Below are 18,291 nucleotides of genomic sequence, written 5' to 3' on the forward strand. Positions count from 1 at the left end.
CCCCCTCACCTCAGGTGGAGGCACCCGAGGTGGTCACGCCGTCGTCGGGAACTTCTGCTGCGACTGGTTCCTCGCTCGCGGCCTGCGCGACGGCGGCACCCGCCGCCGCGGCGAGGTTCCGCTCCTCGATGAGCTCCTGGAACCAGAAATAGGATGCCTTAGGAGTCCTCTCCAGGGTCTCGCGATTGACATGCAGCAGGCCGAACGGCTGGTTGTAGCCCGCGGACCATTCAAAATTGTCCATCAGCGACCACACGTAGTAGCCGCGCAGGTCAATCGCCTCGGCTTCGCCGCCGGGAGCCGTGGCCTGCAACGCAGACTCGATGTGGTCCGAGAGGTATTTGAGGCGCCGCTCGTCCGGGATAAAAGTGGTGTTGGTGGACTTGTCCCGGACGATGATGTCCTCGAAGCTGGCGCCGCCTTCGGTGATGATCACCGGCGGCAGGTTCGGATAGCGCTCGGCCATCTCCTTGAGTGCAACCTTCATGTATTCGGGCTTGACCGGCCAGCCGTAGGAGGTGATATCCGCTTCGGGCCAGGTCACCACGTGGAACGGGGTGGCGCCATTTCCCGCAGCACTCAGGTCGCTGCCCATGGCTTCGGCCATGCTCGACGGCACGGCGCCTTCCCCGGGGCCCACCGCCACTTTCGTGGGCATGTAGTAGTTCAGGCCATAGAAATCCAACGGCTGGGAGATGATCTCCATGTCCTCGTCCGGATGCTCGAAGGAGCTAAAGAACTTCGCCGCCCGAATGAGGTCCGGATACTTGCCGGTGAGGACAGGGTCCGCGTAAAGCCGATTCTGGGCTATGTCCATCAGGCCGGCACTGATCTTGTCCAGGGGGTTGATGGAGTTGGGGACCATCGGCGAGTACACGTTGGTCATCCCGATCTCGCCGGGGACCCCTGCCGCCCGCAAGGCCTGGAGGGCCAGCCCGTGGCCAAGAAGCTGGTGGTGCACGGTGGGCAGTGCGTTGAGCATGAGGGCTTCGCCCGGCGAATGCAGGCCCAGCGTGTAGCCGTTGGTGGTGACGGTGGCGGGCTCATTGATGGTGCACCAGCGGGCTACGCGGTCGCCGTACGCCGCAGCCGCGATCGCGGCGAACTCTGCCAGTCGGTAGGAGGTGTCCCGGTTCATCCAGCCGCCGACTTCGTCCAGTGCCAGCGGCGTGTCCCAGTGATAGAGGGTGGCCATGGGGGAAATCCCGTTGGCGAGCAGCTCGTCCAGGAGGCGGTCGTAGAAGGCCAGGCCGGCAGGGTTCACCGGGCCGCTCCCGTTGGGCTGGATCCGTGACCAGGACAGCGAGAACCGGTAGGAGTCGACGCCGAGCTGTTTCATCAGTGCCACATCGTCCGGCATGCGGTGATAGTGGTCGCAGGCGATGGCCGGGCTGTGGTTTTCCACTATGGCACCGTCCTTGGCGGAAAACACGTCCCAGCCGGCCGGGCCCCGGCCGTCTTCAGTGAGTGCGCCCTCAATCTGGAAGGCTGCGGTGGCCACTCCCAGGGTGAAGTCCGTAGGGATAAGGGCTGCCAGGTCTTTGGCGGAAATATGCATGGTGTCAGCCCTCTATGAAACGAGAAACGTGGAACGGGTGAGATTCAGAATCGTACACCCCGCGCGGCTGTCGGGGCGGGCTGTTAGGGTCTGGGAATGGACGAAAAACTGGGGAAGTTCATCGACGATTTCGGCGCGCTGGTCCAACTGTCGCAGGCCGGAAACCACCGGCAGCAGAAAGGCCTGCAGCTGCTCCCGGCATTGACCGCGCACCTCAGGGCTCCTGCTGACGGGCTGTCCGTGGTGGAGGAGAAGATCCCGCCGCACCGCTTTGTGGACGCTGACATTGTGATGGCTGAGCTCGCAGCGCAGGACGCGGCCGGCCGGCTGGCGGGCATCGGCGGCGGGGGCCAGCGGCACCACCAGTCATTCAGTGACATGATCCAGCAGTCCCAGCTCTTTCCGCAGTTTCCGCTCGCCCAGCCTGACTATGCCAACCTGGCGGTAGGGCCGGACACGCAGCGGCAGGCCGTGGCCCTGGGCCTGTGGCTTTTCAGCTTCGCTGGGAGTCCGCTGGCCGTGTTGCAACGCGACGCCGACCCTCGCTCCGGACGCCAGACCGCATCGCTGGAGGTCCTGGCCACCAGCCCGGAAACGGCCACGAAATTCCTGGCGGAGTTCCGCCTGCGGCTGGATAACAACAGTGTCCTCAAGGGCCAGGTCATTTCCCTGGTGATGTCCGAATACGGCCCCAGCACTGCGGGTGTGACCTTCCACCACCGCCCCAGCCTGCCGGCGTCGGACGTCATCCTGCCCGTCGGACTGCTGCAGAAGGTGGCCGACCACACGGTGGGCATCGCCACCCACAGGGCGTCCCTCAAGGACCACGGCCAGCACCTCAAGCGCGGCATCCTTCTCTACGGCAGGCCGGGAACCGGCAAGACGCACACCGTCCGCCACCTGCTGGGCCAGACTGAAGGTTCGACGGCAATCCTCCTCTCGGGCGGGTCACTCGCCCGGATCTCCGAGGCCGCCCGCATGGCCCGCGCGCTCCAGCCATCCATCGTGGTGCTGGAGGACTGCGACCTCATTGCGGAGGACCGGAGCTTCGGGCACGGGCCGCAGCCGCTGCTGTTTGAGGTGCTGGACGCCATGGACGGGCTGGACGACGATGCGGACGTCGCGTTTGTCCTCACTACCAACCGGCCGGACCTGCTGGAACGGGCGCTGGCGCAGCGACCGGGCAGGGTGGACCTCGCCGTGGAAATCCCGCTGCCGGCACACGCCGAGCGGGTCCGGCTGCTGGAACTGTACGGCCGCCTCGTCGCCTTCAGCCCCGAGGCGCTCGATGCCGCCGCGGAACGGACCGAAGGCACCACTGCGTCCTTCGCCCGGGAACTGGTCCGCCGGGCCGTGGTGGCCGCCGCGCTGGAAGACGCGCCGGTGTCCGACTCCCACCTCAGTGCCGCTGTCGAGGATCTGATGGCCGACGCCGAAACGCTCACCCGCAGCCTGCTGGGCAGCGGCTCGGATTCGGCGGCTGGGCCTGGCCCCGGCTTCCCGGGCCCCGGCACCGTCTTCCCTGGGCCTGGCCTACTGTGAGCCGAACAGGAACTCCTTGGCGTGGGCCACGGCCTTCCGGTAGGCATCGTTCCTGAGGGTAATGAGGTGTTCGGTGTCGCCGTCGGCCGGTTCGAGGTAGCCCGTGTAGCCCGGCCGAAGGACCCAGATGTCACCGGCGGGCGGGAGATAGAACACCCCGAAGGAACGCTGCTGGCGCTCGTCCGCCGTCCACACCGGAACCACCGCGAGCGCCGCACCCGTTGCGGGGTTGATCCACTGTGCGCGCGGCACCGGCTCTTCGTGCGCCTCGGGATCGAGGAACGGGGCGGTGCCCTTGCCCCAGCGCTGCTCGAAGCGCTCGTGGAACGCCGGAATCAAATGGGAATCGTAGCGACGCCACTCACTCATTGTTGTGTCCGCCTCCTCGCGGTGATGCTGTGGTCCCGCCCTGCGGTTCTAGGTCCCCAGCGGGTTTAGTTTCCAGCGGTTTAGGTCCCAGCGGTCTCGGTCCACGGTCCGCTTTCCCAACGCACGGGTGTGATTCTGATGGTGTTGCCGGCCGGCACATTTCCGGCGCCCTTTCGGACCGGGATGACGATCGGTCCGGCACCCTGCGCGATTGTGCTTGTGCTTGTACGGTTCCGGTCGTAGGCTGCGCGCCGGGCGGGGTCACGCAGGACCGAGAAGGCCTGCATGATCTGCAGCAGCGCGCCCCGGTTCAGGTCGCCGCCATCTGCTCTGCCGCCGTCGAGGTCCGGATGGTGGGTGCGCATCAGGGCCCGGTAGGCACGGGAGATCTCCTGCTGGCTGGCAGCGGGCTTCACCCGCAGGACGTCGTAGTAGTCCGGCTTGCTGGTCATAGCGGCTTCCGGGATTCTCAAGGTGCATGGCGTCGCAGGGGTCGTGGCGCCGGGGCGCCGGCAACAAGCTGCCGGCGCCCCGGGGAAGAACTAGCCTCCGATCTCGTGCATCTGGCCCTTTGTTTCGATCTCGATCTTGCGCGGCTTGGCCTGCTCCGCCACGGGGATCCGCAGGGTCAGGACGCCCTGGTCGTAGCTGGCTTTGATGCGGTCCGTATCCAAGGTGTCGCCGAGGATCAGTTGGCGGCTGAACACGCCGCGGGGACGCTCCGAGGCCACCAGCTCTACGTTGGGCTGCGTCGGATCAAGGCGCTCCGCCCGCACCGTCAGGACGTTCCGCTCCACGTTCAGGTCCACGGAGTCGATTTTGACTCCGGGCAGGTCGAAGGCGACCACAAACTCACCGTCTTCCTGCCAGGCGTCCATCGGCATGGCCGCCGGCCGGGCCGCGGTTCCGAAGACCTGCTGGGTGAGCCGGTCCAGCTCACGGAACGGGTCCGTACGCATCAACATCATTTCCCACTCCTTCAGCAATGCAGTTGCATGATTCTGTTCTACCCACCTCCAGTTATCTATGGTGGTGGATATAGATTTTTTATAGCACCCGTGGGAAACTGAAGCAAGCCACTTTTGACAGGAATTTTGGAGCAGACATGACCGAGCCGGACTCCGGACGTGCACCTCAGCCCCGGGCCGGCCGGGCACTCTACGCCATCTCCGTGGCAGCCCAACTGGCGAGCACAGGCCAGCAGAACATCCGCCTCTACGAGACCCGCGGACTGCTCACGCCTGCCCGAACGTCCGGCGGAACACGGCAATACAGTGACGCCGACATCGCCGTCCTCCTGCACATCGGTGAACTGCTCGAGCAGGGACTCAACCTGGCCGGCATCGCAAAAGTCCTTGAACTGGAGGCCGCGAACGCAAGATTGCTCCGCGCCCTTAAACGGGCACGCTCACTCCCCGAGCGGTAGCGCTCTTCGGAAGCCGCCCGACGCCCGCGGGTCAGGCTCCGCTGCCACCGGCCAGCCGGTACGACTCCTCGAGGAGTTCTGCCAGTTCATCGCTGCCGATCCGAGCCAGCCGCACCAGCACCAACTGGGGTGACCGCTCGTGGTGCGGAGTCCAGAAGTACGTCTCGGGCTCAGTACCGGCCAGAGCTTCCCGCTCGGCGGTTTTGACCGTCAGCACACCGTCCTCCCAGATGCGCGCCATAAGGGTTTTCGCGAACCAGGCGGGCTGGCCCCAGCTGCTGCGTTCGGTGACGCCGGGCAGTGCAAGGCACATGCCGCGGACGTCCTGCTCGGTGGCCACGGCAGCTAGTCGCCCGGCGCGTCGGCCTTGGAGAGCTCGCCCGTGATACGTTCGCCCGGGATCCTGGCGGTGCGCCACGTGTCCAGGGCGATGACGGCGCCCAGGATGACCAATGACAGGGAGGCCGACGCCATGGCGTCGCTCAGCCAGTGATAGCCCAGGTAAAGCCGGCTCACTGCGGCCAGAACAATGCCGACACCCGCGCCGACAAAGCCCAGCACGGCAGCCCGCGTATTCTCCCGGCGCGAGAAGATCAGGAACGTGCCCACCAGCAGGAAGTCACAAGCCCCGAGGACGTGTCCGGAGGGAAACGAAAACGTGTGGTCAGCGCCGAACAGCATCAGCTCCACCGGCGGGCGGGAGCGCTGGACGATCTGCAGGATGATCTGTGACACGATCACACCGGTGAGCATGGCGGCAGCCAGGACAATGGGGCGCCAGGCGTGCTTCGCCGCGAACCCCCAGGCCACCGTGACCACCAGCACGATGATGGGCAAGGCGACGGGGCCGAAGATCACGGCGAGGAAGATCATGACACCGGTGAGCGCCTCGGAGCGGACGCCTAGCAGCCAGTCCCGGATCGGCTCGTCCGGTCCCCACGGGGCGGTGCCGCTTTGCACCACCCCAACAAGGGTGGCGATAAACACCAGGGTGCCCACCCCGATCAGGATCACTGCCCAGCGGTAGAGGGCCCTGCGCGCCCCGGGCTCCATGTAGCGTTCTTCCACCACGAATTTGTCGTGGAAGACGCGCCACCAGTGGGGGCCCTTCCCGGATTTTGCTGCCTGCTCTGCCACGTCAAACTTCCGTCCTGCGCTTTTGCTGACTTCCTTCAGATGAAGACTATCCCTGTAGCCTGACCGGATGGGCGCAATGAACGAACTGATCAACCGCGGAAATGTGGAAGCGCTGGCTGACCACCTGGCCACGGCTGCACCCGGGACCCGGTGGCCCAACGTGGCCGCGGCAGCAACAACGCTGGACGAGCTCAGCCTGCGCGGGCGGACCGACCAGGTCAGCGATGCCCTGTTGGCTGACTTCCGGCTCCCTCCTGGAGCTGACTACCCGACGGCGGCCCGCGTCTTCCGCAGCGCCTTGGACAACCTTGGTTTTACGGGCTGGATCCTGTGGCCGGTTTCCGAAACAGCCGTTACGCTGGCGCTCGAGTCGGACACCGCGGCGGACTTCGCTGACTGCCTGGCGCTCCTGGCCGAGCTCACCCCCCGGCTCACCGGTGAGTTTGCCATCCGGCGGCTGCTCGCCCGGGATCCCGACACGGCACTGCACATAATCCTCGAGTGGACGTCGCACGCTGACGAACACGTCCGCCGCCTGGCCTCTGAAGGCACCCGCGCCTACCTCCCGTGGGCGGTGCGGGTTCCGGCTTTGGTTGAGCGGCCCGAGGCGACCATCCCCATCCTTAACGCCCTGTACCGCGACCCTTCCGAATATGTGCGCAGGTCGGTAGCCAACCACCTCAACGATCTGGCCCGGCACTCAGCAGAGGCAGTGGTGGCGACGGCGGCCGGCTGGTTGGCGGCCCCGGACGCCAACACTGCGTGGGTGGTGCGGCACGGCCTGCGGACCCTGATCAAGAAAGGCCACCCCGCGGCGCTGGCACTCCAGGGGTTCGCGCCGGCGTCGGTGGCTGTCACGGCACTAAGGCTGGACCGTCAGGTTGTGGCGATGCCGGAAGACCTCGGGTTCGAATTCGAGATCTCCAACACCGGCCCCGCGGACGCCCAGCTGGCGGTGGACTACGCGGTCCACTACCGCAAAGCAAACGGCAGCCAATCGGTGAAGATCTTCAAACTGACGGCACTGACCCTTGCCGCCGGCGAGACCAGAAAGCTGGCCAAGCGCCACGCCTTCAAACCGATGACCACGCGCGTCCACCACCCTGGCTTGCACGCCCTGGAACTCCAGATCAACGGTGTCCGGCACGGTCATACGGAGTTCGAAGTCCGGACCTGACGCGCGAGGGCAGGAAGCACGCGGGCAGGCACAGCGGGTACCTGTATCAACAGCCACTCCCACAACGGCCGGATGTGCGGTTGGCTATTGGAAGGAACCTGCGGGCTCAAGCCCGGACAAAGTGTAAGGAAACAAAAATGCGAGCAACCATCATGTACGGCGCCGGTGACGTGCGCGTGGAAAACGTGCCCGATCCCGCCATCCAGGACCCCACCGATGCCATCGTGCGGATCGTCAACTCCTGCATCTGCGGCTCTGACCTACACCCGTACCACGGCATGGAGGCCACCACACAGGGATCACCGATGGGCCACGAGTTCATCGGCGTCGTGGAGGAAACGGGAAGGGACGTGTCCACCCTGAAAAGGGGCGACTTCGTCATCGCGCCCTTCGCCTGGTCCGACGGGACCTGCGATTTCTGCCGTGAGGGCCTACAGACGTCCTGCCGGCACGGCGGGTTCTGGGCGGGTAACGGCATCGGCGGCGCCCAGGCCGAGGCCATTCGCGTCCCGTTTGCTGATGGCACCCTGGTCAAGGCCCCGGTGGGCGAGGACAGCGAACTGCTGCCCTCCCTGCTGACCCTCTCTGATGTCTACGGCACCGGCTACCACGCCGCCATCAAGGCAGGTGTCAACGCCCGGACCACTGTCACGGTGATCGGCGACGGCGCCGTCGGGCTGATGGCGGTGTTGTCCGCCAAGCAACTGGGTGCCGAGCAGATCATCCTGATGGGCCGGCACAAGGCCCGCACGGACCTGGGCATCGAATACGGCGCCACCGACGTTGTGGCCGAGCGCGGCGAGGCCGGCATCGAGCGGGTGCGCGAGCTGAGCGGCGGCGACGGCACGCACACCGTCCTCGAGTGTGTGGGGCACCGGCCGGCGTATGACCAAGCGCTTGGTGTTATCCGTCCCGGCGGTGTCATCAGCCGCGTCGGCGTGCCCCAGTACGAGGACGCCCCGATCGGCTTCGGCTCCATGTTCGGTCCGAACATCACCCTTACCGGCGGCCCGGCCCCCGTCCGCGCTTACATTGAGACGCTGCTGCCCGGCGTCCTTGACGGCACCGTGAACCCGGGCAAGGTGTTTGACCGTACTATCAGCCTGAACGAGGTCCCGGCCGGCTACCGTGCCATGGACTCCCGCGAAGCCCTGAAAGTCCTTGTCCGTCCGTAGCGTCACTTTCGAAAGGGAAAACCTATGGCTACCTGGCTCATCACAGGCTGCTCCACCGGACTCGGTCGCGCGCTCGCCCAAGCCGTGCTCGCCCACGGCCACAACGCCGTCGTCACCGCCCGCAACGTCACCACGGTGGAAGGCATCGCGGCCGCCTACCCTGACACGGCCCTGCCCCTTCCGCTCGACGTCATCAACAGCGCCGAGATCAAATCCGTGGTGCAGCAGGCCCGGACGCGCTTTGGCGGGATCGATGTCCTGGTCAACAACGCCGGCTACGGTTACCGTGCCGCGGTTGAAGAAGCGGACGACGGCGACATCCGGGAACTGTTCGACACCAATTTTTTCGGCGCTGTCAGCATGATCAAGGCCGTCCTCCCCTCGATGCGCGCCAAGGGAGCCGGGGCCATCCTGAACATTTCCTCGATCGGGGCGCGCATCTCACCACCCGGGTCCGGATATTACTCCGCGTCGAAGGCGGCCCTGGAAGGACTGTCCGGGTCCCTCCGCAAGGAGCTGAGGCCGCTGGGCATCAGCGTCACCGTGGTGGAACCCGGCGCGTTCCGCACCGACTTCGCCGGCCGCTCCCTCACCCAGTCCGCTGCGGCCATCGAGGACTATGCGGAAACGGCCGGAAAACGGCGCAAGGAAAACGACACAATGGACGGCACCCAGCCGGGTGATCCGGCCAAGGCGGCCGAAGCCATACTGGCGGTCGCCGAAAGCCCGGAACCGCCGTCGTTGCTGGTACTCGGCAAAGACGCTTTCGACGCGTTTGCCGCCGTCGCCGAGGCGGAACGCACCGACTTGGACACCTGGCGGGACCTCAGCCTCAGCACTGACATCTGAAGCGGGTTCAGGCACGCCGCCAATTCAGTCAGCGGACGGTTGCCCCACTTTGGGTGGCTGCCAGCAATACGAGCTCGTCCCGGCTGGGCAAGCCCTCCCAGTCTCCGGCGGTGCTGACGGCGAAGGCTCCCATCACCGTGCCACGCTGCAGGCGCCCGGCCACGTCTTCACCGTCGAGCAGGGCGGAGAGGTAGCCGGCGGTGAACGCGTCCCCGGCACCCACCGTGTCGATGCTGGTCACAGTCACGGCGGGGGCTTCGAACCGCCCGGCGGCGGTATGGACGCCGGCGCCGTGGGCACCCCGCTTCACCACTACTTCGGACACCCCGCGGCCAAGGAGCTCATCGGCAAGGGCGGTTTCGGCGTCGTCGTTTCCCAGGGAACCGGAGCCCCCCGGGGCTGCGGACGCCACAAGGTCAAGTTCGTCGTCGGACGCTATGAGGATGTCGGTGTGCCGGGCGAGGGGCGCCAGCACGGCGCGCGCCTCATCCCGGGTCCAGAGCTTGCTGCGGTAATTGACGTCGAGGGAGACCACCACGCCCTCTGCCGCGGCACGCTCGGCAGCGTAGGCCAGCGCCGCCCGGGCTTCAGGGCTGAGGGCGGCGGTGATGCCGGTCAGGTGCAGGACGCGCGCACCGGCGTTCAGGGCAAGGTCAACGTCGTCACGGCTGAGGGTGGAGCCCGCGGAACCGGCGCGGTAGTAGAACGCCCGGGTCAGGTCGGCGGTCCGCTGCTCGAGGAACATGACGCCCGTGCTGCGCGTCGTGTCCAGCCGGTGCTGAACCTGGACCCCCTCGGAGCGCAGCTGCCGCAGGATGTATTCACCGTGCGGATCCGCGCCAACAACACCGGCCCAGCTGACGCTGTGGCCCAGGCGCGCAACCCCAACGGCCACATTCGATTCTGCTCCGGCCACGTGCATGGCCAGGCTGCCGCCGGCGGACAGCGGCCCGGCTGAGCGCAGGGAGACCATGGACTCGCCGAAGGTCAGGAGGTCGACGGCGGTGCTCACCGCACGCCCGCGGCGGTTCGGCGGCCGAAAGCATCCGCCAGGTCAACGAAGGCGCGGGCACGCTCACGCATGGGCGCGAGGTCGCCGCCGGAGCCGGCGTTTCCGAACAGCGGCCCGCCGAGCCCGACGGCGATCGCCCCTGTTTCCCAATAACCCGCTGCCTCGTCGAGGCCCACTCCGCCAACCGGGATGAAGGGGATTTCGGGGAACGGATCGCGCAATGCCTTGAGGTAGCCGGGCCCGCCAATGGAAGCGGGGAAGAGCTTGACCGCGGTGGCCCCACGGTTCATGGCTTCGTACGCTTCACTGGGAGTCAGGGCGCCGGCGAGGACGGGAACGCCCTGCCGCGCCGACTCGGCGATCGAGGCCGCCAGCGCCGGGGTCACCATAAACTGGCCGCCTGCCTCTGCCACGTTGTCCACGTCCTGCACGGTCAGCACCGTCCCGCCGCCGACATAGCAGCCGGCCGGTGCTGCAGCGCGGACTTCGCGGATCGCTTCGAGGGCGCCGGGGGTGGTCAGGGCAATCTCGACGAAGCGGAATCCCTCCTCCATCGCTGCGAGGGCCGCCTTCGCGGCAGCCCCGCCGTCCGTGCCGCGGACGATGGCCACGAGCCGGGCTTCTTTGATTCCGGCCAGCAGGCCTTCAGGTGTAATGCCGCTGCTGTCAGTCACGTTGTTCACCATTCTGCGAAGGCTCCGTCCGCGTGGCGCCAGACCGGCCCGCGCCAGGCGTGGCCGCGTTTGTCGGCCGCGCGGACCACCGCTTCGTCGATTTCGATGCCGAGCCCGGGGCCGGTCAGCCGTTCAATGTGGCCGTCCACGAACCTCAGCGGGGTTTTGTCCACCACGTAGTCCAGGACTTCGGCGCCCTTGTTGTAGTGGATGCCGATGCTCTGTTCCTGGATCAGGAAGTTGGGTGTTGCGAAGCCCACCTGCAGGCAGGCCGCGAGGGCAAGGGGACCGAGCGGGCAGTGCGGGGCCAGCTGGACGTCGTAAATTTCGGCCAGCGAGGCGATCTTGCGGACCTCGGTGATGCCGCCGGCGTGCGAGAGGTCCGGCTGTGCCACGGCGATGCCTGCCTGCAGCGCGGGCAGGAATTCCTGCCGGCTGTAGAGACGCTCACCGGTGGACACCGGTGTAGTGGTGGACGACGTGAATTCGCGCAGCAGATGCGTGTTTTCCGGGACCACCGGCTCCTCGAGGAAGAACGGCCGGTAGGGTTCCAGCAGCGGTGCCACCCGGCGGGCGTTGGCCAGGCTGAAGCGGCCATGGAAGTCCACGGCTACGTCGCGGTGGTCGCCCAGCACTTCACGTGCCGCGGCAACCCGGCGGATGACGCCGTCGATCTCTGCCACCGAGGCGACCGGGCTCATCCGGCCGCTGGCATTCATTTTGACGGCGGTGAGGCCAACTTCCAGCTGGGCGCTGATCTGGTCGGCCACCTCGTTGGGCTCGTCGCCACCCACCCAGCCGTACATCCGGATCCGGTCGCGGACGTGGCCGCCCAGGAGCTGGTGTACGGGAGTGTTGAAGTGCTTGCCCGCGATGTCCCAGAGCGCCTGGTCCAGGCCCGAAACCGCGCTGGCCAGGATGGGCCCGCCCCGGTAGAAGGAGCCCTTGGTCATGACCTGCCAGTGGTCCTCGATCCGGAGCGCATCGTTGCCGATGAGCAGCTCGGCGAGCTGGTCGACGGCGGTGCGGACCGTTTCGCTGCGCCCCTCGCAGGTTGCCTCGCCCCAGCCCACGATGCCGCTCTCGGTTTCGATCCGGACAAACAGCCACCGCGGCGCGACGAGGAAGGTTTCGATTCTGCTGATGATGGTCATCTTGGCCTAGCCTTTAGTGGCGCCGGCGGTCATGCCGGACACGATGTATTTCTGCGTGAAGAGCGCAATGATCATGATGGGGATGGTCACCACTGTGGCGGCCGCCATCAGTCCGCCCCAGTCGATGCTGGCGTAGGAGACAAAGTCGAAGATGGCGACTGGGAGCGTCTTGGTCTTGGACCCGGAGAGCACCAGGGCGAACATAAAGTTGTTCCACGAAAAGATGAAGGACAGGATGCCGGCGGTGGCCATGCCGGCCACGGACAGCGGAAGCGTGATGCGCTGGAACGCGCCGATGGGGGTGAGTCCGTCCACCTGCGCCGATTCCTCCAGTTCCAGCGGGAGTGAATCGAAGTAGCTCATCATGATGTAGACGATCAGCGGCAGCGCGACGAACATGTGGCTGAGGATCAGCACCTCGAACCCGCCCACCATTTTCAGGTTGGAGAACACGTAGTACCAGGGCACCAGCAGCGAGACGCCCGGAATGACGCGGGCCATCAGGACCACCAGGGCTGAGCGGTGCATGGTGAACCGGCTCATGGCGTAGGCGGCCGGGACGCCCAGCACCAGGGAGAGGGCCGTGGAGACAAAAGCCACCCAGAAGCTGTTGAAGATGAAGACGAAGTAGTTGTTCCGCTGCAGGACATTCGCGTAGTTCTCGAATGTGGGGCTGAAGATGAACGATTTGGCGGTGTCGTAGATGTCAACGTTGGTCTTCAGCGAAGCCAGCAGCATCCAAAACAGCGGCGCCACCAGGAACAGCACCACGGCGATCAGGGCGGCTACGCGGAAGACCTTGTAGGCACGGGTGCCGAGGGGCTTCTTCGGGCGGCGGATCGGCAGCGGATGCCTGGCGGACGTCTGCTGCCCGGTGTTTCCGGTGTTTTCATTCACTACGGTCATTTGCTTACCGCTTTCTTGCGCATGGTCAGCAGCCACATGGAGCCGATGATGATCATGAAGAACAGGATCAGCACCGCGGAGGACAGCCCGTACTGGTTGTAGTCGAAACTCAGCCCGTAGGCGTAGACGTTCAGGGTCTCCACTTCGTGGAAGGATCCGCCGCCCTTGCCCTTGGTGGCGTACAGGATGTCGAAGGTCTTCAGGGCGTCGATGCCCCGGAGCAGGATAGCCACGATCACGGTGGGCATCATGAGCGGCAGTGTAATGAAGAAGAACCGCTGGAACGCGTTGGCGCCGTCCATGCGGGCCGCCTCGTCGGGCTCCTCGGACAGGGAGGTCAGACCGGCAAGCAGGATCAGGACCACCATGGGGGTCCACTGCCAGACGTCCATAAAGATGGTGGTGCCGAGTGCGGTGTCCTGGCCGGACAGCCAGGGCTGGGCGGGGATGCCCACGGCGCCGAGGAGCTGGTTCGCGAACCCGATGTTGGGATCAAAGATCAGCCGCCACATCATGCCGACGGCGACAGGGGTGGCTACGAGCGGCAACAGGATGGCTACCCGGACCCACTTTTCGCCGCGGAACGGGCGCCACAGCAGCAAGGCAATGCCCATGCCGAGCGCCACTTCGCAGACCAAGGCAACGCCGGTGAAGGTGAGGGTGCGGCCCACCGCAGGCCAGAAGCGTTCGACGTCGGACAGGACCGTCATGTAGTTTTCCAGCCCGATGAACTCGGTGGCTGCCCGTACGGAGCCCTGCGAATCCGTGAGGCTCAAGTACAAAGTCCAAGCCAGCGGGAAGATGATCAGGACGCCGACGAAGGCCATCGCCGGGGCTGCGAAAAGCCATTTGCGGTGCCGGTTGGCCCAGTCAGAGAATTTGTCGCGGCCACTGGGGGCACGGCCTGATTTCCGGGCTGAGCTGCGGGGAGAAGTCATTACAGACATGGTTCACCTAAGGAGTTGGGGGGTGAAGAGTTGCCCCGGCGGGACGGCAGCGTCACTGCCGTCCGGCCGGGGCTGTTGGGTGCACCGGGCCTCATCGGCTGAGCCCCGGCGCACCGTTGCGTTACTTCTTTTCGCTGTCCAGGAACTTCTGGAAGGCCTCGTGAGCCGAGTCGGCTGCGGCAGAGGCGTCGGCGCCGGTGATGCTGGCAACGATCGGCTCGCCAACGATTTCGCGGGCCTTGCCTACGGTGACTACCTCGGGACGGTCGTGGCCCACACCGTTCTTGGCACTGGTTGCAATGGCTTCGGCCAGGTCCTTCGGATAGGTGGAGGTTCCTGCGGAGTCAGCCCAGACAGAAGCACGGGGTCCGGGGACGCCGGCCTTCTGCGCGGCCAGGGTGCGTTCCTTGCTGGTTGCCCACTGGATGAACTTCCACGCGTTGTCCTGATTGCCCGAAGCCTGGTTCACGGCCAGGCCCCACGACGGGATGTTGTACGGCTTGGAACCTGCGGGGCCTGCCGGCAGGGCAGCAAAGCCGACAGTGTCGGCAACCTTGGACTTGGCGGGATCGGTGGCGTTCTTGTAGAGCGAGTCTGCCTCGGTGTAGAAGGCGGCCTTGCCCTGCGTGAAGATTGCCATCGCCTCGGGCCAGCTCATGTCCGTGCTGACGTTGGCGGGGCCGTAGTTCTTAATCAGGCCGCCGTAGTAGGCGTAGGCCTCTTTGGCAGCAGCCGAGTTGACGGTGGACTTGCCGCTGGAATCCGTGAAGTCGCCGCCGAAGCTGTACAGGAAGCTGGAGAACTGGGTGACGGCAGCGGACTTGCCTGTGCGGGCTACAAAGCCCGCGGTGCCCGGGTTGGCTTCCTTGATGGCCTTGGCGGCCGCTTCAAGCTCCTCCATGGTCTTGGGAACCTCAAGGCCGGCCGCCTTGAGCAGGTCCTTGCGGTAGTAAAGGACTTCGCGCTCGGTGATGATGGGGACGCCCACAACCTTGCCGTCAGCCGTGGTGGCCTTGACGGGGCCCTCTTGGTAGTCCTTCCAGTCCCAGCCGGAATCCGAGGACACCTTGCTGGTCAGGTCCGCGAGGTAGCCGTTCTTCGCGAACGCTTTGCCTTCCTGGAGCGGGCGGTACATCATGACGTCGATCTCGTCGCTGCCGGCGTTGAGCTTGACGTTGTACTGGTCTGAAAGCTGGTCTTCGCCGAGCTGGGTCAGTTCCACCTTGAGTCCGGAGGACTTCTCGAATTCCGGGATCGCGGCCTTGATGCCTTCGGTCCAGACGTGGTTGGCCAGCGTCACCCGGACGGTGCCCGATGCTTCGGCGTCGCTGCTGCCGCTGCCGCCGCAGGCTGTCAGCCCCAGCGAGAGTGCGGCGGCGACTGCCGCGTACTTCACTACTGAACGTCGCTTCATAACGACTCCCTTGCTGCTCCGGGCTGACGTCACTGTCCAGCCACATACAAATGCTTCTTTACATCTGCTCTGGAAGAGATCATAGGTAAATAAGACAGACTTAAACAACCCCTTTTGCAAACCAGTATGATTTATCTATGAAAACCCCAAAGGCGGAGTCCCCCACAGACCGGCACGCTGCGTTGGTCCAGAACCTAGGACTCGCCATCGCCGAGGGGTCCCTTGCACCGAATTCCCTGGTGCGGCTGGACGAGCTGGAGGTGCAGCACAAGGTATCCCGCTCGGTGGTCCGCGAGGCCGCCCGGGTTCTTTCCTCCAAGGGCATGCTGGCGTCCCGCAGGCGCTTCGGCACGGTGGTGCAGCCCGAAGAAGCGTGGAGCCTTTACGATCCCCAGGTGATCCGCTGGCGGCTCGCGTCGTCCCGCCGGTTGGAGCAGCTTCAGGCCTTGAACGAGCTCCGCGGGGCCATTGAACCACAGGCCGCCCGGCTCGCGGCCGAGCGGGCGTCCTGGGATGCCGGCAGCGATCTGGTCCATCTGGCAGCTCGCCTGTGGTCGGCGGGCCAGCGCGGCGACCAGGAGGAATTCCTGCGCCTGGACGTCGAGTTCCATTCCGCTGTCCTCAAGGCCTCAGGTAACGCCATGTTTTCCCAGCTCCATAATCTTGTGGCTGAGGTCCTCACCGGCAGGGCGGAGCACGGCCTGATGCCGCACCTGCCGGATCATGAAGCACTGCAGCTGCACGTTGACGTGGCCAGCGCCATCCAGCGCGGTGAGGCCGGCGCAGCGCATGCCGCCATGAGCAGGATTGTTCAACAGTTCGCCGAAGAGGTGGGCCACATCTGGTCCGAGCACCACCCTGCTGCACAAGACTCAGCCCGGCAATACCCATCCCGGCAAGCGGGTGAGTCCGACGGCGCCCCCCAACGGCCGCCGTCGGACTCCCGTTCCCAGCGGAGCAGTTAGAACGAACCGGTGGTGAACTGCCAGGTCCTGCTGGCCAGGTGATTGCCGGCGAGGTCACGGATGGCGGTGGCACCACCGGTGACGGTGACCGTGTATTTGGTCTTGGCCGACAGGGACTGCTGCGGGTCCAGGATCCACTGGTTGGTGGTGCCGTTGCGGAAGACGTTGGCCGGGGCTACTGCCCCGGTGGCGGCGTTCCTCACCGTTAATGTCGCCGCGCCGACGCCCTGGACTGCTTCATTGAAGGTGACGGTGAGGTTCTTGGTTCGCCGGACCAGGATGGCGTTGCTGCCTGGCGTGTAGCCCGTCACCACCGGTGCCAAGCCCGTGACGAACGTCCAGCTCGTGGTGGCCAGCGGTGTGCCCGCGCCGTCACGGATGGCGGTGGCACCACCGGTCAGCGTTGCCGTGAATTTCCCGTCCCCGGCCAGGTTGGCGGACGGGTCCAGGGTGGCCGTCCTTGTGGTCGCGTTATAGCTGACCGTTGCCGGGATGGCTGTCCCGGCGGCGTTACGGAGCACAAAGGTTCCGGCGCCGACGCCCTGGACAGCGGCACTGAAGGTAGCGGTCACGTTGCTTCCCAGTTGCACCGCCGTCGAACCCGCCGCCGGAGTCCTGGCAGTCACGGTGGGCGCCGGAGCAACGGGAGCGGGAGCAGGAGCGGCGGGAGCCGCGGCGGCGGAAAACAGCAGGCGGTTCGGCGTGCCGGTCGCGGCGCCGGTGATGGCGCCGGCCGTGGCGTTCGCGGCCAGGGCCGATGCCACCTGGGCGGGGGTGAGGCCCGGGCTCTGGGACAGCAGCGCCGCCGCGACGCCGGCCGCGTGGGGCGTGGCCATGGAGGTGCCGGACATGGATGCGGTGGCCGTGTTGGACGTGTGGGCGGCGGAGGTGATCCCGACTCCGGGCGCGTAGAGGTCCACGCAGGAGCCGAAGTTGGAGAAGGACGCCTGGCGGTCTGCGGAATCGCTCGCTGCAACAGTGACCGCAGCCGGCAGCCGCGCCGGTGAGCTGGCGCAGGCGTCCGTGGCGGAGTTGCCGGCGGCAACCAGGGCAGTGACGCCGTCGTTGATCACGGCCTGGACCGCGGAATCCACGGCCGCACTCGCCGGGCCGCCCACGCTCAGGTTGACCACGGCCGGCGTTCCGGCGGCGTGGTGGGCGACGATCCAGTCGAGGCCGGCCACAACGTCGGAGTTGAAGCCGGAGCCGGTACAGTCGAGGACGCGGACGGGAACGATCGCTGCGCCCTTTGCCACGCCGTAGGTTGACCCCGCGATTGTTCCGGCAACATGGGTGCCGTGGCCGTTGCAGTCCCCGGACCCGCGGCCATCCGCCACGGCGGTCCAACCCGCCGTGACGCGGCCGGAAAACTGGGAATGGGTGGCGAGCACCCCGGTGTCCACCACGTACGCGCTGACTCCGGCACCTGCCGACGTCCAGCTGTAGGAACCGGACAGGGGAAGGGCCCGCTGGTCTAGGCGGTCCAGTCCCCACGGTGCCGTCTGCTGCGTCTCGGAAACCGTGACCGGCGCGTCTATCTCCACCGAGGCAACGCCGGCCGAGTGGGACAGCGCCGCGGCCTGCGCCGGTGTTGCGGTCACCACGGCGCCGCGGAGAGCGTGCGAAAAAGAGCGTTCGACGCCGACGCCCTGGGACTTGAGGCGCGCCGCCTCCGTGGGTACGTCAGTTCCCGGAGCGTAACGGACCAGGTAGCGGGCGCTCGCTTCGTGACCGGTTCCGGCCCGGTCCGCGGCCGTCGCCGGCAGCGCGGGAGCCGCCAGGGCTGCGGCGGTGATCAACATCGTGGCTGCGGGCAGCACAAAACGGAGGGTGCGCATGGTGTTCCTAGCGTGGCGGTGCGGGCTGGTGGCGGTGATGCCTCCGCCTCCCCCAAGGTTAGGCGCCCGGTGGCCGCTGTTGCCGGGAATTTTGCCGATCCTGCGCCAACCCTTCGGCTGCTGCGGAAAACCATGGGTTGTCATGATG

The 18,291-nt window shown here is 66.3% G+C and carries 19 protein-coding genes; 6 read left to right on the plus strand and 13 right to left on the minus strand.

All coding sequences use genetic code 11. The features are described from left to right. Positions 1 to 10: 10 nt before the first annotated feature. A complete protein-coding gene (locus J2808_RS09145; protein ID WP_309814938.1) occupies positions 11 to 1,558 on the minus strand; it encodes a glycoside hydrolase family 1 protein in 1,548 nt (515 codons plus the stop codon). Positions 1,559 to 1,654: 96 nt separating this feature from the next. Between J2808_RS09145 and J2808_RS09150 the strand changes: the two genes are divergently transcribed. Further along, positions 1,655 to 3,100: an ATP-binding protein gene (locus J2808_RS09150; protein WP_309814941.1), complete on the plus strand. Its 1,446-nt coding sequence runs from the start codon at positions 1,655 to 1,657 to the stop codon at positions 3,098 to 3,100. On the opposite strand, the gene J2808_RS09155 is transcribed toward J2808_RS09150, so the two are convergent. From J2808_RS09155 to J2808_RS09165, 3 genes are all read right to left on the minus strand, one after another. Then, the gene (locus tag J2808_RS09155; RefSeq protein ID WP_309814943.1) at positions 3,092 to 3,469 is read right to left on the minus strand and encodes a hypothetical protein; all 378 of its coding nucleotides are present in this window, start codon (positions 3,467 to 3,469) and stop codon (positions 3,092 to 3,094) included. The genes J2808_RS09150 and J2808_RS09155 overlap by 9 nt on opposite strands. Before the next feature lie 80 nt (positions 3,470 to 3,549). Further along, complete coding sequence (locus tag J2808_RS09160) at positions 3,550 to 3,921, minus strand: J domain-containing protein (protein WP_309814947.1); 372 nt, start codon at positions 3,919 to 3,921, stop codon at positions 3,550 to 3,552. A 90-nt stretch (positions 3,922 to 4,011) separates the two neighbouring features. Then, positions 4,012 to 4,434, minus strand: coding sequence for an Hsp20/alpha crystallin family protein (locus tag J2808_RS09165; protein WP_309815569.1), 423 nt, complete (start codon positions 4,432 to 4,434; stop codon positions 4,012 to 4,014). 140 nt (positions 4,435 to 4,574) lie between these two features. Between J2808_RS09165 and J2808_RS09170 the strand changes: the two genes are divergently transcribed. After that, the gene (locus J2808_RS09170; RefSeq protein WP_309814949.1) at positions 4,575 to 4,895 is read left to right on the plus strand and encodes a MerR family transcriptional regulator; all 321 of its coding nucleotides are present in this window, start codon (positions 4,575 to 4,577) and stop codon (positions 4,893 to 4,895) included. Positions 4,896 to 4,926: 31 nt separating this feature from the next. Here the strand turns inward: J2808_RS09170 and J2808_RS09175 are convergent, their stop codons facing one another. After that, positions 4,927 to 5,235, minus strand: coding sequence for an MmcQ/YjbR family DNA-binding protein (locus J2808_RS09175; RefSeq protein ID WP_309814950.1), 309 nt, complete (start codon positions 5,233 to 5,235; stop codon positions 4,927 to 4,929). Between the two features lie 5 nt (positions 5,236 to 5,240). Continuing rightward, positions 5,241 to 6,032, minus strand: coding sequence for a phosphatase PAP2 family protein (locus J2808_RS09180; protein WP_309814953.1), 792 nt, complete (start codon positions 6,030 to 6,032; stop codon positions 5,241 to 5,243). 67 nt (positions 6,033 to 6,099) lie between these two features. Here J2808_RS09180 and J2808_RS09185 point away from each other — a divergent pair, with 67 nt between their 5' ends. From J2808_RS09185 to J2808_RS09195, 3 genes are all read left to right on the plus strand, one after another. Then, complete coding sequence (locus J2808_RS09185; RefSeq protein ID WP_309814956.1) at positions 6,100 to 7,209, plus strand: DNA alkylation repair protein; 1,110 nt, start codon at positions 6,100 to 6,102, stop codon at positions 7,207 to 7,209. 137 nt (positions 7,210 to 7,346) lie between these two features. Continuing rightward, on the plus strand, positions 7,347 to 8,384 hold the full coding sequence (locus tag J2808_RS09190) for a zinc-dependent alcohol dehydrogenase family protein (RefSeq protein ID WP_309814959.1): 1,038 nt from the start codon (positions 7,347 to 7,349) through the stop codon (positions 8,382 to 8,384). 24 nt (positions 8,385 to 8,408) lie between these two features. Further along, positions 8,409 to 9,233 carry an oxidoreductase gene (locus tag J2808_RS09195; RefSeq protein WP_309814962.1) on the plus strand — a complete coding sequence of 275 codons (825 nt, stop codon included), beginning with the start codon at positions 8,409 to 8,411 and terminating at the stop codon, positions 9,231 to 9,233. Positions 9,234 to 9,261: 28 nt separating this feature from the next. Here the strand turns inward: J2808_RS09195 and J2808_RS09200 are convergent, their stop codons facing one another. The 6 genes from J2808_RS09200 to J2808_RS09225 all read right to left on the minus strand — a co-directional run bounded on the left by J2808_RS09200 (position 9,262) and on the right by J2808_RS09225 (position 15,340). After that, positions 9,262 to 10,245, minus strand: coding sequence for a sugar kinase (locus tag J2808_RS09200; RefSeq protein ID WP_309814965.1), 984 nt, complete (start codon positions 10,243 to 10,245; stop codon positions 9,262 to 9,264). Further along, positions 10,242 to 10,919, minus strand: a complete 678-nt coding sequence (locus J2808_RS09205; protein WP_309814968.1) for a bifunctional 4-hydroxy-2-oxoglutarate aldolase/2-dehydro-3-deoxy-phosphogluconate aldolase — start codon at positions 10,917 to 10,919, stop codon at positions 10,242 to 10,244. The genes J2808_RS09200 and J2808_RS09205 overlap by 4 nt, the downstream gene beginning before the upstream one ends. A 5-nt stretch (positions 10,920 to 10,924) precedes the next feature. Then, positions 10,925 to 12,073: a galactonate dehydratase gene (gene dgoD / locus J2808_RS09210; RefSeq protein ID WP_309814969.1), complete on the minus strand. Its 1,149-nt coding sequence runs from the start codon at positions 12,071 to 12,073 to the stop codon at positions 10,925 to 10,927. A 6-nt stretch (positions 12,074 to 12,079) separates the two neighbouring features. Further along, entirely contained in the window at positions 12,080 to 12,979 is a 900-nt protein-coding gene (locus J2808_RS09215; protein ID WP_309814971.1) for a carbohydrate ABC transporter permease, read from the minus strand. Beyond that, entirely contained in the window at positions 12,976 to 13,917 is a 942-nt protein-coding gene (locus tag J2808_RS09220; protein WP_309814974.1) for a carbohydrate ABC transporter permease, read from the minus strand. Before J2808_RS09220 ends, J2808_RS09215 begins: the two co-directional genes overlap by 4 nt. Positions 13,918 to 14,047: 130 nt before the next feature. Next, a complete protein-coding gene (locus J2808_RS09225; protein ID WP_309814977.1) occupies positions 14,048 to 15,340 on the minus strand; it encodes an ABC transporter substrate-binding protein in 1,293 nt (430 codons plus the stop codon). Positions 15,341 to 15,477: 137 nt separating this feature from the next. Here J2808_RS09225 and J2808_RS09230 point away from each other — a divergent pair, with 137 nt between their 5' ends. Beyond that, entirely contained in the window at positions 15,478 to 16,305 is an 828-nt protein-coding gene (locus tag J2808_RS09230; protein WP_309814979.1) for a FadR/GntR family transcriptional regulator, read from the plus strand. Here J2808_RS09230 and J2808_RS09235 read toward each other — a convergent pair. Then, the gene (locus tag J2808_RS09235; protein ID WP_309814981.1) at positions 16,302 to 18,143 is read right to left on the minus strand and encodes a S8 family serine peptidase; all 1,842 of its coding nucleotides are present in this window, start codon (positions 18,141 to 18,143) and stop codon (positions 16,302 to 16,304) included. The two genes, J2808_RS09230 and J2808_RS09235, sit on opposite strands and share 4 nt — an antisense overlap. Between the last annotated feature and the right edge of the window lie 148 nt (positions 18,144 to 18,291).

Origin of the sequence: Pseudarthrobacter sulfonivorans (assembly GCF_031454915.1) — a bacterium.
GTDB classification, from domain to species: Bacteria; Actinomycetota; Actinomycetes; order Actinomycetales; family Micrococcaceae; genus Arthrobacter; species Arthrobacter sulfonivorans_C.